Annotated in this window: 23 protein-coding genes and 1 tRNA gene; 11 read left to right on the top strand and 13 right to left on the bottom strand. The window is 73.0% G+C overall.

The features are described 5' to 3' along the window. Position 1 precedes the first annotated feature (1 nt). Positions 2–1,798 (bottom strand): potassium channel protein, encoded by a 1,797-nt coding sequence (locus ACN26Y_RS09800; protein ID WP_155329993.1) that lies wholly within the window; start codon positions 1,796–1,798, stop codon positions 2–4. Between the two features lie 77 nt (positions 1,799–1,875). Between ACN26Y_RS09800 and ACN26Y_RS09795 the strand changes: the two genes are divergently transcribed. From ACN26Y_RS09795 to ACN26Y_RS09785, 3 genes are all read left to right on the top strand, one after another. After that, positions 1,876–2,358, top strand: coding sequence for an MSMEG_6728 family protein (locus tag ACN26Y_RS09795; protein ID WP_155329992.1), 483 nt, complete (start codon positions 1,876–1,878; stop codon positions 2,356–2,358). A gap of 38 nt (positions 2,359–2,396) precedes the next feature. Next, the gene (locus tag ACN26Y_RS09790; RefSeq protein ID WP_155329991.1) at positions 2,397–3,944 is read left to right on the top strand and encodes an FAD-dependent oxidoreductase; all 1,548 of its coding nucleotides are present in this window, start codon (positions 2,397–2,399) and stop codon (positions 3,942–3,944) included. Between the two features lie 325 nt (positions 3,945–4,269). Then, positions 4,270–4,713 carry an HNH endonuclease gene (locus ACN26Y_RS09785; RefSeq protein ID WP_155329990.1) on the top strand — a complete coding sequence of 148 codons (444 nt, stop codon included), beginning with the start codon at positions 4,270–4,272 and terminating at the stop codon, positions 4,711–4,713. 441 nt (positions 4,714–5,154) lie between these two features. Here ACN26Y_RS09785 and ACN26Y_RS09780 read toward each other — a convergent pair whose 3' ends face one another. Both ACN26Y_RS09780 and ACN26Y_RS09775 read right to left on the bottom strand, forming a co-directional pair. Continuing rightward, entirely contained in the window at positions 5,155–5,925 is a 771-nt protein-coding gene (locus ACN26Y_RS09780; protein ID WP_155329989.1) for an enoyl-CoA hydratase/isomerase family protein, read from the bottom strand. Positions 5,926–6,141: 216 nt separating this feature from the next. Further along, on the bottom strand, positions 6,142–7,026 hold the full coding sequence (locus tag ACN26Y_RS09775) for a LysR family transcriptional regulator (RefSeq protein WP_155329988.1): 885 nt from the start codon (positions 7,024–7,026) through the stop codon (positions 6,142–6,144). Positions 7,027–7,098: 72 nt separating this feature from the next. On the opposite strand from ACN26Y_RS09775, the gene ACN26Y_RS09770 reads away from it, so the two are divergent. After that, positions 7,099–7,761 (top strand): type 1 glutamine amidotransferase domain-containing protein, encoded by a 663-nt coding sequence (locus ACN26Y_RS09770; protein WP_422734629.1) that lies wholly within the window; start codon positions 7,099–7,101, stop codon positions 7,759–7,761. Positions 7,762–7,868: 107 nt separating this feature from the next. Here ACN26Y_RS09770 and ACN26Y_RS09765 read toward each other — a convergent pair whose 3' ends face one another. Together ACN26Y_RS09765 and ACN26Y_RS09760 are read right to left on the bottom strand one after the other, a co-directional pair. Beyond that, on the bottom strand, positions 7,869–8,282 hold the full coding sequence (locus ACN26Y_RS09765) for an ASCH domain-containing protein (RefSeq protein WP_155329986.1): 414 nt from the start codon (positions 8,280–8,282) through the stop codon (positions 7,869–7,871). A gap of 30 nt (positions 8,283–8,312) precedes the next feature. After that, complete coding sequence (locus ACN26Y_RS09760; RefSeq protein WP_155329985.1) at positions 8,313–8,930, bottom strand: histidine phosphatase family protein; 618 nt, start codon at positions 8,928–8,930, stop codon at positions 8,313–8,315. 122 nt (positions 8,931–9,052) lie between these two features. On the opposite strand from ACN26Y_RS09760, the gene ACN26Y_RS09755 reads away from it, so the two are divergent. Next, positions 9,053–10,348 carry an SdrD B-like domain-containing protein gene (locus tag ACN26Y_RS09755; RefSeq protein WP_422734628.1) on the top strand — a complete coding sequence of 432 codons (1,296 nt, stop codon included), beginning with the start codon at positions 9,053–9,055 and terminating at the stop codon, positions 10,346–10,348. 70 nt (positions 10,349–10,418) lie between these two features. On the opposite strand, the gene ACN26Y_RS09750 is transcribed toward ACN26Y_RS09755, so the two are convergent. From ACN26Y_RS09750 to ACN26Y_RS09735, 4 genes are read right to left on the bottom strand one after another with little or no spacing between them, the layout of a single operon-like run. Continuing rightward, positions 10,419–10,838: a VOC family protein gene (locus tag ACN26Y_RS09750; protein ID WP_155329983.1), complete on the bottom strand. Its 420-nt coding sequence runs from the start codon at positions 10,836–10,838 to the stop codon at positions 10,419–10,421. A gap of 35 nt (positions 10,839–10,873) precedes the next feature. Then, on the bottom strand, positions 10,874–11,278 hold the full coding sequence (locus tag ACN26Y_RS09745) for a helix-turn-helix domain-containing protein (RefSeq protein ID WP_155329982.1): 405 nt from the start codon (positions 11,276–11,278) through the stop codon (positions 10,874–10,876). An 18-nt stretch (positions 11,279–11,296) separates the two neighbouring features. Next, positions 11,297–11,491 carry a DUF397 domain-containing protein gene (locus ACN26Y_RS09740; protein WP_155329981.1) on the bottom strand — a complete coding sequence of 65 codons (195 nt, stop codon included), beginning with the start codon at positions 11,489–11,491 and terminating at the stop codon, positions 11,297–11,299. Continuing rightward, complete coding sequence (locus ACN26Y_RS09735) at positions 11,479–12,225, bottom strand: DUF5753 domain-containing protein (RefSeq protein WP_155334016.1); 747 nt, start codon at positions 12,223–12,225, stop codon at positions 11,479–11,481. Before ACN26Y_RS09735 ends, ACN26Y_RS09740 begins: the two co-directional genes overlap by 13 nt. A 203-nt stretch (positions 12,226–12,428) precedes the next feature. Here ACN26Y_RS09735 and ACN26Y_RS09730 point away from each other — a divergent pair, with 203 nt between their 5' ends. The 4 genes from ACN26Y_RS09730 to ACN26Y_RS09715 all read left to right on the top strand — a co-directional run bounded on the left by ACN26Y_RS09730 (position 12,429) and on the right by ACN26Y_RS09715 (position 14,355). After that, on the top strand, positions 12,429–12,641 hold the full coding sequence (locus tag ACN26Y_RS09730) for a hypothetical protein (RefSeq protein ID WP_155329980.1): 213 nt from the start codon (positions 12,429–12,431) through the stop codon (positions 12,639–12,641). Further along, complete coding sequence (locus ACN26Y_RS09725) at positions 12,641–12,889, top strand: flavin reductase (RefSeq protein ID WP_155329979.1); 249 nt, start codon at positions 12,641–12,643, stop codon at positions 12,887–12,889. The genes ACN26Y_RS09730 and ACN26Y_RS09725 overlap by 1 nt, the downstream gene beginning before the upstream one ends. 156 nt (positions 12,890–13,045) lie before the next feature. Next, positions 13,046–13,498, top strand: coding sequence for a DUF1801 domain-containing protein (locus tag ACN26Y_RS09720; protein WP_230688942.1), 453 nt, complete (start codon positions 13,046–13,048; stop codon positions 13,496–13,498). Then, positions 13,498–14,355, top strand: a complete 858-nt coding sequence (locus tag ACN26Y_RS09715; RefSeq protein WP_155329977.1) for an alpha/beta fold hydrolase — start codon at positions 13,498–13,500, stop codon at positions 14,353–14,355. The genes ACN26Y_RS09720 and ACN26Y_RS09715 overlap by 1 nt, the downstream gene beginning before the upstream one ends. Positions 14,356–14,464: 109 nt before the next feature. On the opposite strand, the gene ACN26Y_RS09710 is transcribed toward ACN26Y_RS09715, so the two are convergent. Then, a complete protein-coding gene (locus ACN26Y_RS09710) occupies positions 14,465–15,610 on the bottom strand; it encodes an ice-binding family protein (RefSeq protein ID WP_422734627.1) in 1,146 nt (381 codons plus the stop codon). A 642-nt stretch (positions 15,611–16,252) separates the two neighbouring features. Here ACN26Y_RS09710 and ACN26Y_RS09705 point away from each other — a divergent pair. After that, on the top strand, positions 16,253–16,555 hold the full coding sequence (locus tag ACN26Y_RS09705; protein WP_155329975.1) for a hypothetical protein: 303 nt from the start codon (positions 16,253–16,255) through the stop codon (positions 16,553–16,555). A 127-nt stretch (positions 16,556–16,682) separates the two neighbouring features. On the opposite strand, the gene ACN26Y_RS09700 is transcribed toward ACN26Y_RS09705, so the two are convergent. Then, positions 16,683–16,759: transfer RNA gene (locus tag ACN26Y_RS09700), tRNA-Thr, on the bottom strand. 334 nt (positions 16,760–17,093) lie between these two features. Between ACN26Y_RS09700 and ACN26Y_RS09695 the strand changes: the two genes are divergently transcribed. Continuing rightward, positions 17,094–18,185, top strand: coding sequence for an ABC transporter ATP-binding protein (locus tag ACN26Y_RS09695; RefSeq protein WP_155329974.1), 1,092 nt, complete (start codon positions 17,094–17,096; stop codon positions 18,183–18,185). Between the two features lie 61 nt (positions 18,186–18,246). Here the strand turns inward: ACN26Y_RS09695 and rlmB are convergent, their stop codons facing one another. Together rlmB and cysS are read right to left on the bottom strand one after the other, a co-directional pair. After that, on the bottom strand, positions 18,247–19,368 hold the full coding sequence (gene rlmB, locus ACN26Y_RS09690; protein WP_155329973.1) for a 23S rRNA (guanosine(2251)-2'-O)-methyltransferase RlmB: 1,122 nt from the start codon (positions 19,366–19,368) through the stop codon (positions 18,247–18,249). Beyond that, positions 19,368–20,783, bottom strand: a complete 1,416-nt coding sequence (gene cysS, locus ACN26Y_RS09685; RefSeq protein WP_155329972.1) for a cysteine--tRNA ligase — start codon at positions 20,781–20,783, stop codon at positions 19,368–19,370. Before cysS ends, rlmB begins: the two co-directional genes overlap by 1 nt. Positions 20,784–20,846 lie beyond the last annotated feature (63 nt).

Raw genomic sequence — 20,846 nt, 5'->3', positions numbered from 1 at the left:
CTCACTCCTCCGCCTCCCGCGGGGTCGGGGTGCCGGCCGGGGCCGGCGGCGGGGGCTCCGGTGGACCGGCTGCGCGGAGCAGAGCGTTCAGCCCGGCCCGCCGGGCCACCACGGTCAGCCGGTCACCGGCGACGATCACCAGACGCCGGTCGGGCGACCAGTCGTACCGCTGGCCGGCGCGGGCGTGCGCGAGCAGCCGTACGCTCTCCACCCGCCCCACCGCGCCGAGGGGACGCCCGTCCAGGGCCGACCCGGCGGCCACCGAGACGTCGGTGACCAGGAGGGCGTGCCGGCCCACGGAGATCGTGGCGATCACGGCGCGGTCGAGCAGCGCGGCGACGAACGAGGGCGCCGCGAGGTAGGACACGCTGCGGGAGACGCCGATGCCGAAGGCCCGCTGGATGCGCTCGGCGAAGTGCCCGTCGAACAGGCGCAGCACGACCTGCACCTCGTCGTTGAGGGCGCGGGCGTTCAGCGCGGCCCGGAGGTTGGCTCCGTCGTCGGTGGAGACCACGACCAGGGCCTGGCAGGTGCCGACCGAGGCGGCGCGCAGCGTCTCCTCCGTCGCGGCGTCCCCCACCACCAGCGGCACACCGAGCCGCCGGGCCAGGCCGGCGCCGCGGGCGTCGGGGTTCTTGTCGATGGCGACCACCTCGACCCCGAAGTCGTTGAGCTGGGCCATCACCCGCATGCCGATGTTGCCCAGGCCGACCACGACGACGTGGCCGGAGCGCTCGGGCAGGATCCGCCCGGAGTGCAGCGCCAGCCGGGCGTTGACGATGCCGTCGACCACCACCGCCGTGATCAGCGGGATCAGCGCCAGCCCGGCGAGGTTGAGCACCACCTGGAGGACCTGTTCGCCGACCGGCTTGCCCGCGTCGGGGTCCTGCCCGCTGAGGGTGGTGACCAGGGTCAGGTAGAGCGCCTGCCCCAAGCCGACGTGGGCGGTGCCCGCGTAGAGGCCGCCGAGTACGACGATCACCGCCAGCAGCACCAGCACCGCGATGCCGATCTTGCGGGTGGCGAAGCTGCGGACCGCCCGCAGCAGCATGGCGATCGGCCGGCGCCGGCGCCGCGCCCGCCGCAGCCGGCGCGCCGCCACCTCGGTGCCCGGTGGGGCGCCGGTCGCCTCGGCGAGCACCACGTCGGCCGTGCGCTCGTCGGCGGGGAGTACCCGAACCTCCTGCGGGTCGTTCGTGTCGGCCACCCCGCACACGACGTCCTGGGGGCGTACGTCGTCGCGGCGGGCCACGTAGAGGGTGCGCCCGCCGTGCCGGAAGTGGGTGGGCGCGACCTCGCCGAGGGCGGCGGCCACGAAGGCCGGGGCGGCCATCGACGCGTCGGAGAGCACCGCCGAGTCGGGGAAGATCTGCCGTACGCCGTTGGCCAGGCCCGTGTTGAACATGCGCACCACCAGCCGTAGCCGGGGCTCCACCTCCTGCGCGCACAGGGCGGCGTGCATGTTGCCGACGTCGTCCTGGTGCAGCAGCGCCAGCCCGTCGGCCCCGACCAGGCCGGCCCGGCGGAACGTCACCTCGTCCAGCCGGTCGGCCCGGATGACCTCGACGCCCTCGATGTCCCGCCCGTCGGGGCTGTCGGTGCGCCGCCGCTCGGGGACGACCAGGGTGACCCGGATCCGGGCGGTCTGCAGCTCGGTGGCGAGCAGGGCCTTCACCACCCAGTACGCCAGGGCGTCGTGCCCGCAGATGACGTAGTGCGCGCGGGGGTCGCCGTTGCCCCGGAACCGACGGCCGGCCCGCCGCGCACGATCGAGCAGGGGCTCCGCCATGTGCCGCATCGTAGTCAGCCGACAGCAGCGTGCGCAGCCCCGCGATCATGACGAATGTCCGACTTCACGGCGGGTAGAGCACCGGCATGCAGACATTCCTCCCGTATCCGGACTTCGTGGCGAGCGCCCGGGTGCTGGACCAGAAGCGACTCGGCAAGCAGCGCGTCGAGACCATCCAGGTGCTGCGGGGCCTCACCCGGCCGACGTACGGCTGGCGCAACCACCCGGCGGTGAAAATGTGGGCCGGGTACGAGGAGGCGCTGACCCGGTACGGGCTGGACATGTGCGCGGTCTGGTCCGAGCCCGGCCGGGCGGACACCTGCGCCGCCACGATGACGACCGACCTCGCCGACGCGTGCGGCATCACCCGCATCCGCAGCCAGGACGAGCTGGCGGAGGCCGGCGAACTGCCGCCCTGGCTGGGCCGCGAGGACTTGCACCTCAGCCACCGCTCGTCCCTGCTGCGCAAGGACCCCGGGCACTACCGCCCGATCTTCGGCGACGACGTCCCCCCCGACCTCGAGTACGTCTGGCCCCCCTCCGACCGCGAGCGCCGCTGCCTGAGGTGAAAGGGCCCCTTCCTTTCACTTCGGGCAGAATTGGGCGCATGGCGGTGTCGCAAGTGGTCGGCCGGCTCATCGGCGTACGCCGGCACCTGGTCGACCCCGGCGGCGGTGGCGCGCCCCGCGTGCCGCACCCGGTCCCGGCCGTCGTGGTCGGCGGCGGGATCGCCGGCATGTCGGCGGCCGTGGTGCTCGCCGAGCGCGGCGTGCCGGTCACCGTGCTGGAGGCGGCCCCCACCCTCGGCGGCCGGCTCGGCGCCTGGCCGGAGTCCCTGCCCGACGGCAGCCAGATGAACGAGCACGGGTTCCACGCGTTCTTCCGGCAGTACTACAACTGGCGGTCGATCCTCCGCCGGATCGACCCGGCGCTGGGCTTCCTCAAACCGATCCCCGGCTACCCGGTCCTCTCCGCCGACTGGCCCACGGAGGAGTTCGGCCGGCTCCCGCCCGCTCCCCCGGCGAACCTGCTCACCCTCCTGGTGCGCAGCCCCAGCCTGCGCCTCGCCGACCTGCGCCGGATGGATCGGGACGCCGCGCTGCCGCTGCTCACCTACGATCCGGTGCGCACGTACGCCGACTTCGACGACACCACCGCCGACGAGTTGCTCACCTCGCTCAAGCTGCCGGACCGGGCGCGGGCGATGCTCTTCGAGGTCTTCTCCCATTCGTTCTTCAACCACGAGGCGGAGATGTCGGCCGCCGAGATGATCGCGCAGTTCCACTTCTACCTGCTCGGCAACCCTGAGGGGCTCGCGTTCGACTGCCCCGACGAGGACTACGCCACCGCCATCTGGCAGCCGCTGGCCCGCCACGTCGAGAAGCACGGTGGCCGGATCGTCACCGGCACCGCGGCCACCGGGCTGCACCGCGACGCCGCCGGCTGGCGGGTGGAGACCACCGGCGGGGCGTACGACGCCCGCCACGTCGTGCTCGCTCTCGACCCGCCGGCACTCGCCGCGCTGGTCGCGGCCTCCCCGGCGCTCGTCGAGGCCGCTCCCGAGCTGGTGGCGCGGATGCCCGTCTTCGGCCGGCCCGGTCCGCCGTACGCGGTGGCGCGCTACTGGTGCGACGGGGACGTGGATCCGGGGCGGGCGGTGTTCAGCGGCGTGTCCCGGCGGGCCACCCTGGACTCGGTGACGCTCTACCACCGGTTGGAGAACGAGTCCCGCCGCTGGGCCGTACGCACCGGCGGGTCAGTGGTGGAGCTGCACGCGTACGCCTGCGATCCGGGCGTGCCCGCCGGGGAGTTGGCGGAGCGGATGTGGGCCGAGCTGGGCACGTTGTGGCCGGAGGCTTCCCGGCTGCGGATCCGCGAGTTGCGGGCCCGCGTCGAGGCGCAGGCACCGGCCTTCGTTCCGGGGAGCAACGGGTGGCGGCCGGGCGTCCGCACCGACGCCGACGGTCTCTTTCTGGCCGGTGACGGGATCCGCACGGAGTTCCCGAGCGCCCTGATGGAGCGGTCCGCGGCGACCGGGGTCGTCGCGGCGAACCACATCCTGCGGGCCGTGGGCGGGGCGGCGGAGCCGGTCCACTCGATCCGCCCGCGCGGCCTCCTGGCCCGCCACACCCCGCAACCACCCCGTCGATCATGAGGTTGGCGGGTGAGTTGATCTCCAAATCACCCGCCAACTTCATGATCGACACGCATGGGGGGCGGGGATGAGATCGAAATGCGTTGCCGGGGTCACCGGCCACCCCTACCGTGATCGCGCAAGGTCAACCACCGCCGCGGGAGCTGTTCATGTCGATGCCGCACGTCAGCCGTGTGCCGTCGGTGCCGCCCGGCGACGGTTGCCGTGCCGGTGGAGGTGGCCGGCCCGACTGACGCGTACCCACGTCGAGCCGCCCCGTCCGCCGCAGCAGGACCGGGCGGCTCCCGTCGTCCGGGGGGACCGCCAGTCAGGGAGGGAGACGCCGGTGAACGCCGTCCTCGTCGTCAACGCCGACCTCGGCCCGCTGCACCGGGTCACCGTCCAGCACGCGATCCGGATGCTCTGCCGCCGGGTCGCCGAGATCCACGAGGCCGAGCCGGATCGGGTGATCGGGGTGTTCCCGGTTCCCCGGGTGGTACGGCTCGTCCGGTACGTGGTGACCCGCTGGCGGTTCAGCGCCGGCCCCGCCTGGTCCCGGGCCGGGGTGCTGCGGCGGGACGGCCGGTGCTGCGCGTACTGCGGCGGCCCGGCCGGCACCATCGACCACATCCTGCCCCGCTCGCGTGGCGGCCGGAACACGTGGCGGAACACGACCGCCGCCTGCTACGAGTGCAACCAGCGCAAGGGTGACCGGACGCCCGCCGAGGCGCGCATGCCGCTGCGGCGCGAGCCGGTGACCCCGACGTGGGCGTCGCTCGCGGGGCGGTGACGAACCGGCCGGCGGGGTACGGGGGGCCGCGTCGGGAGGCTACGACCTCGGCGCGGCGCCCGCCGGCCCCCTCCGGTGGCCGACCGGGTCGTCTGGTCCGGGCCGGCCATCGGAGGGTCCTCCCGCACCCGGGTCACCGGCCGACCGTTGGCGCACCGGGCGGTGACGACGCTGCGGCTGCCGGTGGACACCAGCTCGACCCGCACCTCCCGCGCCGGACCGGGCTCGTACTCCCCGAGCTGGTGGCCGGCTGCCGGTGCGACGTCCACGACCACTGCCGTCTTCTTGTCGCAGCTCACCGAGACGGTGCCGCCGCGCGCCGCGACCCCGGCCGGGGACGGGCCCTGCGTCGGGGACGGGCCCCCGATCGACGGGGTGCCCGTCGCACCGGTGGGTGTCGGGCCGGTGTCCGGCACGGTGGTGGCGGACGCCGTGACGCGGTCAGGCGACCGGCGGTGTCCAGGTGAAACGGGCCGGGCGGCGTTCGTTGGCGGCGGCCACGCCCTCGCGGGCCTCGCCGCTGGCCCGGACCTGCCCGTGCCACCAGGCGATCCGGTCGGCGTCCGCGCGGCCGTCGACGATCTCCTTGGCGGCGGCGACGGTGAGCTGCGACCGCGCCGCCACCGCGGCGGTGATCTCGTCCACCCGGGCGGTCAGCCGGTCGGCGGGCAGCACCTCGTCGACCAGGCCGATCCGCAGCGCCCGGTCGGTGTCGATCAGCTCCGACGTGAAGAGCAGGTGCTTCGCGGCGGACGGCCCGACCAGCCGGGCCAGCCGCCGGGTGGTGGGCGCCGGGTAGACCAGGCCCAGCCGCGCCGGCGGTACGCCGAACCGCGCGTCGTCGGCGGTGATCCGCAGGTCGCAGGCGACGGCGAGCTGGCACCCGCCACCCACGCAGGCGCCCCGGATCGCGGCGACGGTCGGCTTGGCGAAGGCGGCCAGCCGCTCTTCGGCCTCGACGGCGATGCTCGCGTCACCGGCGTCGAGCAGTTCGTCGAGGTCGCCGAGGTCCGCCCCGGCGCAGAAGGTGCCGTCCGCGCCGGTGAGCACCAGGGTCCGCACGGCCGGGTCGGCCTCCAGGCTGTCCAGCAGCACCGGAAGCTGCCGCCACATCGCCGCGGTCATCGCGTTGCGCCGGGCCGGGTTGTGGATCACCACCGTCGCCACCGCGCCGGTCACCTCGACGAGGAGTTCCGCGTCCGCCACCGCCACTCTCCCTCCGCCCGCCCGGGTCACCACCGGCCCGGTGCGGCGACCATATCGGCGCGGACTCCGCCCCGGGCGCGGCGGGTGGCGGCCGTCACGCAGACCTCGCCCGGCCCGGCCATCCGGTGTGATCCACCCCGTGTCCCCGGCATGGCGGTAACCCGGCCGAGTTGATCGCGCAATGCCGCCGGCATGGAGTGGATCACGCTGGACGCGCCCACCTCACCAGCCGGCGGCCGCCGCCAGCAGCGTCCGGCGTACCGCCTGGACCTCGCGCCGGCCGGCCGCCTGGGGGCGGGTGGCGAGGAAGAGCGTGTTGAGCGGGGGCACGGCCGGTCGCAGCAGCGCCACCAGCTCGCCGGAGGCCAGGTGCCGGTCGCACAGGTACGTCGGCAGCACGCTCGCCCCGGCACCCGCCACCACCGCGCCGAGCACCGCCCGCAGGTCGGCCACCACCAGGTCGGGCGTCCGGGTCAGCCGGGTGTCGAAGACCGTACGCCACCAGCGGCGCAGGATCGGCGCCTCCTCGGCGTACGCGGCCAGCGGCACCTCCCGCAGCGCGGACGGGGTGACCGGGGTCGGCAGCCGGTCCCGCCAGGCCGGGGCGGCGACCAGCGCGAACTCCTCGTCGTACAGCGGCTCGGTGGTCAGCCCGCGCCGGCGCGGGCGGACGCTGGTCACCGCGAGGTCGAGCCGGGCGGCGGCGAGGTCGTCGGCCAGCCGCTCGGGCAGGCCGGCGGTGACCCGCAGTTCCAGCCCGTCGGCGACCAGCCCCGCGAGCGCCGGCAGGACCCGCTCGGCGAGGAACTCGGCCGGCCCGCCGAGGAAGACCGTCCGGGGGTACGGCTCGGCCGGGTCCTCGGCCAGCACCTCGTCGAGCCGGTCCAGGGGCTCGGCGACCCGTCTCGCCAGCTCGTCCCCGGCGGCCGTCGGGGCCACTCCCCGGGGCCGGCGGTCGAAGAGCGGCCGGCCCACGGCCTCCTCCAGCGCCCGGAGCTGCGCGGTGACGGTCGGCTGGGCGAGCCCGAGCAGGTGCGCCGCGCCGGTGACCGACCCGGTGCGGTGGACGGCGAGGAAGCTGCGGAGCAGGTCGAGCGAGACCTTCACATCAGGAAACCTATCGCAGTGGCACCCTTCGGCTATTGGTCAGCTATGGATCGGCGCGCCAGCATGGTCGGCATGACTCGTGCACTCATCGCCCTGACCAGTCACCGCCAGCTCGGGAACACCGGCCGGGACACCGGCTTCTACGTCGGTGAGGCCGCCGAACCGTGGGAGGTGTTCCGGGCCGCCGGATGGGACGTCGACCTCGTCTCCGTGGCCGGCGGTCAGCCGCCGGTGGACGGCCACGACCCGGACGACGCCACCCAGAACGCCTTCCTCGCCACCGCCGGCGTCGAGAACACGCCGAAGGCGGCCGAAGTCGACCCGACCGGGTACGACGTCATCATGTTCGCGGGCGGCCACGGCACCATGTGGGACTTCCCGAACGACCCGGACCTGGCCCGGATCGCCGCCTCGATCTACGAGCGCGGCGGTGTCGTCGCGGCGGTCTGCCACGGGCCCAGCGCCCTGGTGAACCTGCGCCTCTCGGACGGCTCCCACCTGGTGGCGGGCAAGCGGGTGGCCGGCTTCACCAACGAGGAGGAGGCCGCCGTCGGGCTGACCGACGAGGTGCCGTTCCTGCTCGCCGACAAGCTCACCGAGGCCGGCGCCACGCACGTACCCGCCCCGAACTGGAACGAGCAGGTCATCGTCGACGGCCGCCTGGTGACCGGCCAGAACCCGCAGTCCGCCCGCGCGCTGGCCGAAGCGGTGGTGACGGCCGTCCAGGCGGGCTGACGCGCGTCCCGTGGGTCCTCCATGGGCGCACTTTCCCGGAAAGAGCGGCCATTCCGTCCGCGAAGGCCGCACTTTCCGGGAAGGTGCGGCGTCGACTCCGTCAGGTGTCAGAGCCGTTCGACCACCCGGAACCGCTCGGCCACCGCGAGGGTGTCATCGTCGACGGTGAAGTCCGGGTCGCCGAGGAAGTCACGGAACTCCGCGCCGTGCCAGAACTCCTCGTGCCCGGTCCGCCAGTCGGCGACCGTCTCGAACCCCTCGCCCTCGTCCCGCGCGTGCGCGAGGTCGACGTCGCCGAGGCGCAGCACCCGCACGTCGGTCAGTTCGATCACCGCCACCGGACGGTCGGCCGAGTCAACGACGACGGAGCGACCACCGGCCACGGGCAGCGGCTCGCCGTCGTGCTCGTACCCGATCAGCAGCCCCGTCGTGGTGGTCTTCGCGCCGGACAGGATCGCGGCGACCAGCCGGTCCCGCAGCGGGCCGGGGAAGGCGAACTCGGCCTTGGGCAGTTCGGACATGGGCGGGACGTTAGCGGTGCCGACGCCCCGTCACACCCGGTATTCCGGCGGCAGCCCGGTGCCCCGCAGCTCGGGCGGCAGGTGCGCCACGTCGTTGAAGGCGACCAGCCGGGGCGGCAATCCGTCGACGTAGCGGATGGCGGTCAGCCCGCAGTGCTGCGGGTTCAGCCCGAGCCAGCGCGGGGCGGGGGCGTCCAGGGCCTCCCGGACCAGCCAGGCGATCAGGAACGCGTGGGTGACCACCAGTTCGCGGACGTCCCCCTCGACCGGCGGCCGGGCGAACCGCCGCACGGCCGCCGCCGTCACCCGCGGCCCGTCGGCCCGCTCGGCGGGCGGGAAGCCGTCCAGGAAACGGGCGTACGACGGCGGCAGCCCGGCCGGGTCGGTGTCGTGCGGCAGGTGGTCCCCGGCGAGGTCGGTGACGTGCACCGGCACCCCGGGCAGGGCCGCGGCGACCAGCCCGCCCGTCTCGGCGGCCCGGGGCAGCGGGCCGTGGTGAACGGCGTCGAGGGACGCCTCCCGCAGCCGCTCGCCGAGCAGCGACGCCTGCCGCCGGCCCCGCACGGACAGCCCCGAGGCCGCCGACTCTCCGCTCGGTGGGTGGTCCGGCTCCCCGTGCCGGGTCAGGAACAACAGTCGACTCGGCACCTGATCACTCCTCAACCCGCGAGCCGCCGCTTCGCCCTCACCGTCCTATGTAACCGATCGAACGAGTGCGACGCCGTACGAGCGGACGCAGTGTGCGATCCGTTCGGATACGGAAGGATGACATGCACCGGAGAACGATCAACAACCGCTGGGCCCGAGCGGCCGCAGCAACGCTGGCCGCCCTCGTCGCGGTCGGCGTCACGCCGGCCACCCCGGCGACCGCTGCGCCGAAGCGGGCCGACCTCAGGGCCACCGTGACCGCCGAGCCGACCGAGGTCCCCGTCGAGGGCGGCTGGACGACCATGACCGTCGAGGTCCGCAACGTCGGCACCGGCACGGCCAACGACGTGTCGCTCACCATCTCCCGTCCCGCCGGCGTCCTCCCCGGCAGCGGCGGGGAGAACCCGTCCCCGCCCGGCTGGAACTGCACCTATGGCGAACCGGTCTGGACCTGCTCGTACGGCTCACTGGCGGCCGGCGAGGTGACCGCGCCGTCGTTGCGGCTGGGCGTCTACGTCCCTCCGGGTGGCACCGACGAGTCGGTGGTGGTCGGTGCGGTGGCGACCACCACCAGCAAGGAGGAGGTGCTCACCAACAACAGCGGCTCCGTCACCTACCGGCACGTCGCGCCGGACCTGACCGTCAGCATGGTCGCCAAGCCGACTTCGGTGATCGTCGGCGGCCAGGTCACGTACTGGATCGAGGCCCACAACAGCGGGGCCGCCACCGACGGCGTCCATGTCGAGCTGCCCGTCCCGGCCGGCATGCGCGGCGTCACGGGCAACGGCCCGTACGGCTGGGACTGCTCCCTCGGCACGGACACCGTCACGGGCGTCACGTCGTACGGCTGCGCCTACTCGCTCGGCCTGGCCACGGGTGCCACCTCGGAGCCGCTGACCATCACGATGGCGGTCGAGCAGCTCGCCCCGGGCGACGCTCCGGTGGCGACGGCGACGGTCAAGTCCTCCTCGACGACCGAGGAGAACACGGCGAACAACGAGGCCAGCGCCACCGTCACGGTCGTCGAGCCCGGCATCCTGCGCGGCCTGGTCTGGACGGACCACGACCGGGACGGCATCCGCGAGGCCGGCGAGACCGGTGCCGACTGGGCGGTCGAGGGGATGACGGTCCTCCGGCAGGACCCAGCCGACGGCGATCCGCTCGAGCACCCGGTCACGGTGAGCCCGGACGGCACCTGGCAGCTCCCGGTGAAGCCCGGGCGGTACGTTGTCCAGGCCGCCGTCGATCCGTACTACACGCGCTCCTTCAGCCCGCCGAACGTGGGTGACGACGCGACGGACTCCGACGTCGTGCCCCTGACGGATCCGGGGAGCTACTACCTCTTCGCCGGGAGCGTCGTGATCGATGTGGCGGCAGGCACGGAGACCGTGGTCGACGTGGGCGTCGTGACGTCCTGACCGGTTCGGGTGCCGGGGCCGCGACGGGTGTCTCCGCCGTGGCCCCGGTCCGGGGCCGGCGTCCGGCTCCTCAGCCCCGGGGAAACATCTGACCGATCCGGATCTTGTTGCCGAACGGGTCGCGGATGCCGAAGTCGATGCCGTACGGCCGCTCCATCGGCTCGTCGGTGATGTCGACGCCCTTGGCGACCAGGTCCTCGTACGTCTTGTGGGCGTCGTCGGTGGTCATGAAGAGGAAGCCACCCGCCGCGCCCTTGGTGAGCAGCTCGCGGACCTGCTCGGCGGTGGCCGGGTCGAGGTTCGGTGGGCCGGGCCGCTCCAGCAGGATCTCGCGCTGCGGGTCGCCGGGCACGTTGACCGTCAGCCAGCGCATGAAGCCGAGGTCCTGGTCCGTGTTGACCTCCAGGCCGAGCTTGCCGACGTAGAAGTCGAGCGCCTCGTCCTGGTCGAGGACGTAGATCTGGGAGCGGGAAATCGCGTTCATCGTCATGCCGGGAACGCTAGTGGTCGCCCCTGACCTGCTGCTTATCCAAAACTGCTGGGCCGGGTCCAGGCCTTGGTGAAGCAGCTCGGCACCGGCGCGGCCGGCGCCGTCCGCCGCTTGCGGAAGTCGGTGGGCGACTCGCCGACGATCTGCCGGAACGTCCGGCTGAACGTGCCGAGGCTGCTGAAGCCGACGGCGTAGCAGATGTCCGTCACGCCCTGCGCGGTGTTCAGGAGCAGGTCCATGGCCCGCTCCACCCGCCGGCGCTGCAGGTAGCGGTGCGGGGTCTCGCCGAACGTCGCCCGGAAGGTCCGGATGAAGTGCGCCTCGGAGACGTACGCGATCTTCGCGAGGGCGGGGATGTCGAGTGGGTCCGCGTACGCCCGGTCCATGGCGTCGCGGGCGCGCAGCATCGCCCGGTTGGTCTCCTCGGTGGCCCTGCTCACGTGCTCGTCGGGGCCGGCTCAGGCACGTTCGGCGACCTGGACGACGAAGGCCCGCCAGGCGGCTGGCGTGAACGCCAGGGTGCCGCCGTCGCGGTCCTTCGTGTCGCGCACGAGAACGACGCCGGGCAGGTTGTCGGCGACCTCGACGCACGCGCCGCCGTTCGAACTGCTACGGGTGCTGGTACGCCATCGCGCGCGGGTCAGGTCAGCCATGTTCGTGCTCGCAGAAAGTCGATGGACTGGTCTCGCGGAAGTGCAACGGACCTCACGGTATCCCAGACAGCCCAGAGGGCGGCAACGTCGTTTGTGATGCGCCCGGCCGCTTGGTCATCGAGGTAGCCGACCTCTTCACCGTCCGCCGTCGTGGCGATGATGAACGGGCCGGCCTGACCCGGGTGCAGCCCTGCCGTGAACGGCACCACGTGCACCATGACGTTCGGCCGCTCGGCCATCGCCACGAGATGATCGAGCTGCGGGTGCATGATCTCGGCGGGGCCCCGGCGCAACGCCGCTTCATCGATCACGCACACCGTCAACGGCGGCCGGGGACGGTCGAGCACCGCAGCCTGCCTCCGGAGCCGGGACTCGACATACACCTCCGCATCGGCGTTGAGTGGACCGCTGGCGAGAACGGCTCGGGCATATGCCTCGGTCTGGAGAAGTCCTGGTAGAACGGCGTGCTCGTACCAGCGCAGCCCGGTGGCCTCGCGCTCGATGTCTGTCCAGGGCCGGAACCAGGCCGGCTCGCGGCGCTTCAACGCGTCCGGCCACAGCTCCAGGACGTCCTTCCCGAGGATCGATGCCACCTGGGCGCGGTGCCGGGTCTGCGGGATCCGTCCGTGGGTCACCCAACGTTGTGCGGTCTTCGGGTCCACTCCAACCTGTGCGGCCAGACTCTCGGCCGTCTCCCCTGCCTCCGTCATGGCGACCATCACCAACCGGTTCATCCCCTGGCGGCCCTCCTTCATCCCGAACGTCCCGAGCACATCCTGCAACGCTGTGTATCCGGTCGGCAACAGCGTGCAGGGTTCTTTGTGGACGGCGCGGCCGGTGGAGGTACCCGAAGCCCGGCGGTCGCGTCCAGTCGCGGGGCCGTCCCGGCAGGACGGGTGGGGCGGCCCCTCCAACGGTCGAGGGAGGCGGCAGGCTCGTGAGTCTTGCGGATTACGACGCGGCCCGCGTACTCGGAAAGATCTGCGGTGCGGTCGACGGCGCGGGACGCTGGCGCGCGACCTGCAATCTCGTCCCCGGGCACGACGGCCCGCACGAGTGCTGGAAGGGCGCCGGGACGGTCGTGTTCCGGGCCTGGCCCTTCCCCGTGCCGGCGGCCCTGCCGTGGGCCCGCGACGAGGCCCGGCCCTGATGCCGCGCCGCCCCGAGCACGTGCCGTCCCGGCCGACCTGGCGGTGCGTCGCCTGCGGGATCGCCTGGCCGTGCTCGCCGGCGAAGCTACGGCTCCTCGGTGAGTACCGCCATGACCGGGCCGCCCTGCTGATCTACCTCGCCACCCTTCAGGTCGAGGCGGCCGAACAGCTCGCCGCGCTCGACCACGACGTCCCGCCGGCCCGCCTCACGGAACGCTTCACCGGCTGGGCCCGAGCCCGGGACTGACCGCTTGGAGATCTTGGAGGAATCGGGCCCCTCCAGGGGTCGGATTCTTCCAAGATCGGTGGGCCGCGCACCGCCGCCGGTGCTCCCTGACCGGCTGCCGTCGCTGCTGCGGACGAATCCGGGCGGATGTCGTACCGGCGTGGCAGCATCGCCGTCGTGGCCACATCGAAGCAGCCGGTGACCGTGCCGACCGACGCCAGTGTCGACGAGTTCCTCGCGGCGGTTCCCGACGAGCGCCGGCGGGCCGACGCGCTCCGCCTGTGCGGGATCCTGCGCGACATCACCGGTGAGCCGCCGGTGATGTGGGGGCCGAGCATCGTCGGCTTCGGGAGCTACCGCTACACCTACGGAAGCGGGCGCACGGGTGACTGGCCGCTGGTCGGCTTCTCGCCGCGCAGGCAGCAGCTCGTCGTCTACCTGGTCGGCGGCTACGAGGAGCGTTACCCGGCGCTGCTCACCCGGCTCGGTCCGCACAAGACCGGCAAGGGTTGCCTCTACCTCAAGCGGCTCGACAACGTCGACGAGGGCGCGCTACGTGAGCTCGTCGAGCGCACCGTACGCGTCCACAAGGGCGTCGACCGGGCGTCCCACGACAGGAAGGGCGACTGATGCCGCACACCCTCGACGTGCCCGGCGCCGTCCTGCACTACGACGTCCGCGAGGCCGAGGCGACCAGCGAGCCGATCCTGTTGATGATCGGGTCACCGATGGCGGCCAGCGGCTTCGCCAGCCTGGCGGAGCACTTCGGCGACCGCACGGTGGTGACGTACGACCCGCGCGGGATCGGCCGGAGCGAGCGGACGGACGACGGCGCCGAGTCGACGCCCGAACAGCACGCCGACGACCTGCACCGGCTGATCGACGCGCTCGGCCGTGGACCGGTCGACATCTTCGCCAGCAGCGGCGGCGCGGTGAACGCGCTCGCGCTGGTGGCCCGGCACCCGGAGCAGGTGCGCACCCTGGTGGCACACGAGCCGCCCGCCGCCCAGGTGCTGCCCGACCGGGAGGAGGCGCTGGCGGCGGTCGTGCACATCCGCCGGACGTACGACCGGGAGGGCTTCGGCCCGGCGATGGCGAAGTTCATCGCGGTCGTCAGCCATCGGGGCCCGCTCCCGGCGGGGTTCGCCGAGCGGCCCGCGCCGTCCCCGGCCGACCTCGGACTGCCGAGTGAGGACGACGGCACCCGCGGCGACCCCATGTTCGGCCAGAACATCATGACCTGCACGCACTACGAGCCCGACTTCGACGCCCTGCGGGCGGCACCGACCCGCATCGTGGTGGGTGTCGGCGCCGCGTCCGCGGGCGAGCTGGCCCACCGGGCGGGGCTGGCCGTCGCCGAGCGGCTCGGCACCACGGCGGTCACCTTCCCCAGCCACCACGCCGGCTTCATGAGCGGCGAGTTCGGCATGCAGGGCGACCCGGACGCGTTCGCCGTCACCCTGCGCCAGGTCCTCACCGCCACCTGACGCCTGCCGCCCACGGCAGCCGCGACGCCCGTACCCCTCGGGGGTACGCGCAGAAACGTCCGCCGTGGCCGGAGCGGCGCCCGCTGGGACGCCGCTCCGGTCGGGCGGATCACCCGTTGTCAGTGCCCGCCGCCTCCGGCGGGACCTCTGTCCCCGGTGCCCCCGGGACCGTCAGGTCCGGCCCGGGCGCGGCGGTCTCCGGCTCCGTCTCGTCCGGCTCCGGGGTCGTCGGGCTCGGCGTGGTCGGGCTCGGCGTCGTGCCGGTCGGGCTCGGCGTCGTCGGGCTCGGCGTGGTCGGGCTCGGCGTCGTGCCGGTCGGGCTCGGCGTCGTCGGGCTCGGCGTCGTCGGGCTCGGCGTCGTGCCGGTCGGGCTCGGCGTCGGCGACGTCGGGCTCGGCGTGGTCCGGGTCGGGCGCGGCGTCGTCGGGCTCGGGCTCGGCGACGTCGGGCTCACGGTCGGCGCCGGCGTCGGGCTGGTCGGGCTCGGCGCCCGGGTCGGCGCCGCCGGCGCCGCACAGTCGGACCGGTCGACCGCGTTGGTGTCCAGCGTGACCGCACCGTCACGGCTCAGGGCCCCGCCCTGCTCGATCTTCGCGGCGGATTCGAGCGTGACCGCGTTGACGGCCATGATCCGGCCGACGAAGGACGTGTTGGTGCCCAGGTTGGCGGAGTCGCCGACCGTCCAGAAGATGTTGCAGGCCGGTCCGGGAGAGTTGACCACCCGCACGTCGCTGTTCTGCGCGGTGGTCAGGCCGGAGTCCACCTGGATGATGAAGACCGCGCCGGCGTTGCCCTGCGCGTCCAGCGTGAGCGTGCCGTCCAGATTCGCGTCCGCCGACGCCCGGTACACCCCCGGAGTGAGCGTCTGGCCGTCGAGCTGCGGCCCGACCGTCCGGCTCGACGGTCGTCCCGCCGCATCCTCGTACGCGGTGGTCAGGTCGGACTGCGCCCGTTCCGCCGCGGCGTTGCCCGCGTTCACCTGCCCGTTCACCACGCCCGGCGGGAATCCGGTCACCTCCGTGCCCGGGTGCACCCCGAGGTCCCCGTTGACGACGGTGTCCCCGCTGTTCGTCACCGAACCGTCGGCGAGGACCGCGTAGGTGCCCGCCGTCCTCAGGTCGACCGGCGCGTCGGCCGCGGTGGCGGTCGCCGCAGGCGTTGGGGCCAGTCCGGCGAAGACCAGACTCGACCCCAGGAAGGCCGACCGGGCAAAGCGAAGTCCCGTGCCGGCGTTGCGTGCGAAGTCGCTTGTCATGGCTGGCATCCGTTCGCTGTGACGGTGATGGCATCCGAACCGTCCGCGTCGCGGCGGCCGGTCCGCGCTACCGCCTCCCCGCCGACCTCGCCGGCAAACCTGCGGCACCGGGCCCGGGAGCCGCTGGACGCCCCTCGCCGCCCGGCAAACGGGACGACCGGGAACAGCCGGGCACACCGCCGGAAGCCCCGCTGCCCGGGCCCCCGACGACGCCACGGTCGCCCACTGCACCCACCTGCGGCACCGAGAGATCGGCGACCTCTGACAACCCGAGGTATCCGTTTGGACGACTGCTGTACTGGATCTTGATAGGTACTCTGCCCGTGCGGCGCCTAAGGCTCTCCTTCCGGGTTCTCTTGCTGACACTTGAGGAAAGTCGCGGAGGCCCTCGGCGCGTCGGGGGCCTCTTCCACCTTTGACGTGGCGGTGGGCTTCCAGTCCAGTTGCGACAAGGCCAGCGATCGCCCGTGCCTACGAGGGAGCCCCATGACGACCTATCGGCGTCGTAGGCATTGGAGGCGTGGCCACTGGGTCAATGAACACCGCGTCACTCGCTCCCGCTCCACCGCACGCTCACGGCCGAACCCCGCGCCGAACCTTTCGGGCGCAGCGGGTTGTCTGTGGCTTGTCGGGGTCATCCTGGTGATCCCGTTCGTCGGCATGTACTGGATCGTCAAGGCGTACATCAAGTGGCCAGCCGCGCGGGTCGTCCTCCTCACCATCATGTGTATCGGCACCGTGACAGCGGTCGTGGCCGCAGCGTCGCATGATGCTGAAATGTGGCGGGCCGCAGCAGTCTACGCGCTGATCAGTGCGCTCATGGGCTGGCACGTGTGGCACACGTTTGGTCGTCGCCGAGGGAATGCGGAGGGCGTGGCGACCATCGAAGCGCCCCAGGTTCGCGGCCTGGACGGTGGGCCGCCGACTCCGGGACCCACGGCTTAGGCCGGTCCGCCGGCCCCACGCCTCGGTACGTCGTGGCGGCCACGGCGGGTCTTCGGCGCGGTCATGAGGGCGGTTGCTGCCAACCGGCCCTCGCCCACGAAAGCCCGCTGCGAGTTGCTGGTGGAATTGGAGCCCCCGGCCGGGATCGAACCGGCGACATCTCGCTTACAAGGCGAGTGCTCTGGCCAGCTGAGCTACAGGGGCGCGTGGTGCCGTGGTCAGCATAGCGACTGACGTCCGGATTTCCCGTGCGCCAGGCGTCCCGAGCACGGGAAACGTCAACATGCCGACCCGACCCGGCCGCAGTCTGCGTCGATTGGTGCCGCACCGTGCCCGAGTGACCGGTATGCGTATGCCGTCGGTCTCCCCCGCGGCTTCCTCACCTTGGCACCGCAGAAAAAGGCGATTACCGTGCAGTGACACGGTCGACACCTCGACAGACGGGGTGTTGGCCGTTGGCCGGTACCCGCAGGGTGCCGGTCGCTCCTTCACTCGGATCGTCCGGCACGTTCCTGCCGGTGAAAGGAAGCATCCCCCCATGGCTACGGTCACCTACAGCAAGGCGTCCCGGATCTACCCGGGCACCGAGCGGCCCGCCGTCAACCAGCTCGACCTGGAGATCGGCGACGGCGAGTTCCTGGTCCTGGTCGGCCCCTCCGGTTGCGGCAAGTCCACCAGCCTGCGCATGCTCGCCGGCCTCGAGGACGTCGACCAGGGCTCGATCTACATCGACGACCGGGACGTCACGCACCTGCCGCCGAAGGCCCGCGACATCGCGATGGTCTTCCAGAACTACGCCCTCTACCCGCACATGACGGTGTACGAGAACATGGCGTTCGCGCTCAAGCTGCGCAAGACCTCGAAGTCGGAGATCGACCGGCGGGTCAAGGAGGCGGCGGCGCTGCTCCAGCTGGAGGACTTCCTCAGCCGCAAGCCGAAGGCGCTCTCCGGCGGCCAGCGCCAGCGGGTGGCCATGGGCCGGGCGATCGTCCGCGAGCCGCAGGTCTTCCTCATGGACGAGCCCCTGTCGAACCTCGACGCCAAGCTGCGGGTCCAGACCCGTACGCAGATCGCGTCGCTCCAGGCCAAGCTCGGCGTCACCACCGTCTACGTCACCCACGACCAGGTCGAGGCCATGACCATGGGTCACCGGGTGGCCGTCCTGCTCGACGGTGAGCTGCAGCAGGTCGACACCCCGCGGGCGCTCTACGACACCCCGGCGAACGTCTTCGTCGCCGGCTTCATGGGCTCCCCGGCCATGAACATCAAGACGGTGCCGCTGAACGACAAGGGCGCCGAGTTCGCCGAGATGTACGTCCCGCTCACCCGCGAGCAGGTCGAGGCGGCCCGCGCCGAGGGTGGCGACGGCAAGGTGACCGTGGGCTTCCGCCCGGAGGACTGCGACCTGGTCAGCCCCACCGAGGGCGGCATGCCGGTGGTCGTCGAGCTGGTCGAGGACCTGGGCTCGGACGCCAACGTCTACGGCCACGCCGCGCTGGGTGGCGCCAACGAGCGCTTCGTCGTCCGCACCGACCGGCGCAGCATGCCGAACATGGGTGACACCGTGTTCGTCAAGCCGCGTACCGGCCGCAGCCACGTCTTCCACGCGAAGACCGGCGTCCGGATCTGACGTACGAGAAAAGGGGCGGCCCGCTTCGGCGGACCGCCCCTTTCGTGTGTCTACGGAACCGTCAGCCTTCGACGGCCCGGCGGCGCGCCACCTCGGCGAGGGTCACGGCCGCGGCGACGCTGGCGTTGAGCGACTCCACGTCGGAGATCATCGGGATGCTGACGGTCAGGTCGCAGGTCTCGCCGACCAGCCGGGACAGCCCGCGCCCCTCGGAACCGACCACCACCACGAGCGGGCCGACGGCGGCTTCCAGGTCGTACAGGTCGGTCTCGCCGTCGGCGTCCAGGCCGACCACGATGAAGCCGGCCTCCTTGCAGGCCTTCAGCGACCGGGTCAGGTTGGTCACCTGGGCGACGGGGACGCGCGCGGCCGCGCCGGCGCTGGTCCGCCAGGCGGTCGCGGTGATCCCGGCGGCCCGCCGCTCGGGTACGAACACACCCTGCGCGCCGAACGCGGCGGCGGACCGGATCACGGCGCCCAGATTGCGTGGGTCGGTGACCCCGTCCAGCGCGACCAGCAGCGGCGCGGCCTGCTCCAGGGCGGCGGCCATCAGGTCCTCGAAGGGCTCGTACGCGAACGGCGGCACCTGCAGCCCGACGCCCTGGTGCAGCACGCCGCCGGTCATCCGGTCCAGCTCGGCGCGGCTGACCTCGAGGAGCGCGATGCCCCGGTCGGCGGCGGTGCGGACGATCTCGTTGACCCGGTCGTCGATGTCGATACCCTGCGCCACGTACAGGGCGGTCGCCGGCACGTTCGCCCGCAGCGACTCCAGCACCGGGTTGCGGCCGACCAGCAGCTCCGGCGCGTCCTTCGCCGGGTTGGCCTTGCGGCCCGGGGCGACCCGGGGGCCGCCGCGGCCGGCCGGCCGGCCCTTCCCGCCGCCCTTGCCGGCGGGTACCCCCCGGCCACCGCCCCTGCCCCAGGTGGTGTCCTTCGTGCCGGGCTGGCCGATCTTGGGGGCGCGCCCCTCCTCGGTGGCGGCCCGGCGTTCCTTCTCCTGCTTCCAGGCGGTGCGCTGGGGCAGCTTCTCGGTGCCCGAGTACGCCTTGTGCCACGGCCGCTCGTCGGCGGGCAGGGTGCGACCCCGCCCGGCGAGGGCGTCCCGACCCTTGCCGCCGGAGCCCTTCGTGGCGCCCTTCTTCGGCGTCAGTCGCCGGCCACGGCGCTGCGAGTTGCCGGCCATCAGTCCTGCTCTCCAATAGTCCAACGGGGGCCCTGGGGGGTGTCCTCGACCACCACGCCGGCCTGCTTGAGCTGGTCGCGTACCGCGTCGGCGGCGGCCCAGTCCTTCCGGCTGCGCGCCTGCGCGCGCTGCTCGAGGGCCAGGGCCACCAGGGAGTCCACCACGGCGCGCAGGTCCTCCGCGCCGCCGCCACCGGTCCACGCCGGGTCCAGGGGGTCGACACCGAGGATATCCAGCATGGCGCGCACCTGGCCGAGTGCGGTGCGCACGGTCACATCGTCGCCACCGGTCAGGGCGGTGTTGCCGTCCCGGACCACCTCGTGCACCACGGCGAGCGCGGCCGACGTGTTGAGGTCGTCGTCCATGGCGGCGGCGAAGGCGGCCGGCACCTCGCCGAGCGACCCCGCGCCCACCCGCTCGGCGGCCCGCTGGACGAAGCCCTCGACACGCCGGTACGCGACGGCCGCCTCGCGCAGCGCGTCCTCCGAGTAGTCGATGGCCGACCGGTAGTGCGCGGCGGCGTAGTAGTAGCGCAGCTCCACCGGGCGGACCCCGAGCGAGTCCACGTACGTCAGGTCGAGCGTGTTGCCCAGCGACTTGCCCATCTTCGCGCCGCCGATGTTGAGCAGGCCGTGGTGCACCCAGAACCGCGCGAACGACAGCCCGGCCGCCTGCGACTGGGCGAGCTCGTTCTCGTGGTGCGGGAACGTCAGGTCCAACCCGCCGCCGTGGATGTCGAACTCGGCGCCCAGGTAGCGCCAGCACATCGCCGAGCACTCGATGTGCCAGCCGGGCCGGCCCCGTCCCCACGGCGACGGCCAGTACGCGTCCGCCGGCTCCTCCGGCTTGGCGCCCTTCCACAGGGCGAAATCGCGCGGGTCGCGCTTGCCCCGGTCGGGCGCGTCGCCGGCGGACTGCATGTCGTCCGGGGACTGGTTGGACAGCGCCCCGTACGCCGGCCAGGAGCACACGTCGAAGTAGACGTCGCCGGAGCCGTCGGTGGCCGGGTAGGCGTGCCCGGTGTCGATGAGCTTCGCGATCAGCTCGTGCATCTCCGGGATGTGCCCGGTCGCCCGCGGCTCGTACGTCGGGGGCAGCACGTTCAGCGCCCGGTACGCGGCGGCGAGCTTCAACTCGTTGGCGTACGCGATCGACCAGAACGGCCGGCCCTGCTCCTGCGCCTTCACGAGGATCTTGTCGTCGATGTCGGTGAGGTTCCGGACGAACCGGACCTCCAGACCGTGCGCGAGCAGCCACCGGCGCAGCACGTCGTAGTTCACGCCGGAGCGAAGGTGCCCGATGTGCGGCGGCGCCTGGAGGGTGAGACCACACAGGTAGACCCCCACCTTGCCGGCTTCCCGCGGGACGAAGTCCCGCACCGATCGGGTGGCGGTGTCATACAGGCGTAGCGTCACCGTACAAGGGTATCCGTCCCCGCTTTTCCGGGTCGCCCGGAGCCGGGTCGTACGCTGCTGGTC

Origin of the sequence: Micromonospora sp. WMMD558 (assembly GCF_049315255.1) — a bacterium.
Lineage (GTDB): Bacteria > Actinomycetota > Actinomycetes > Mycobacteriales > Micromonosporaceae > Micromonospora.
This window is presented reverse-complemented; position numbering and strand designations above follow the sequence as displayed.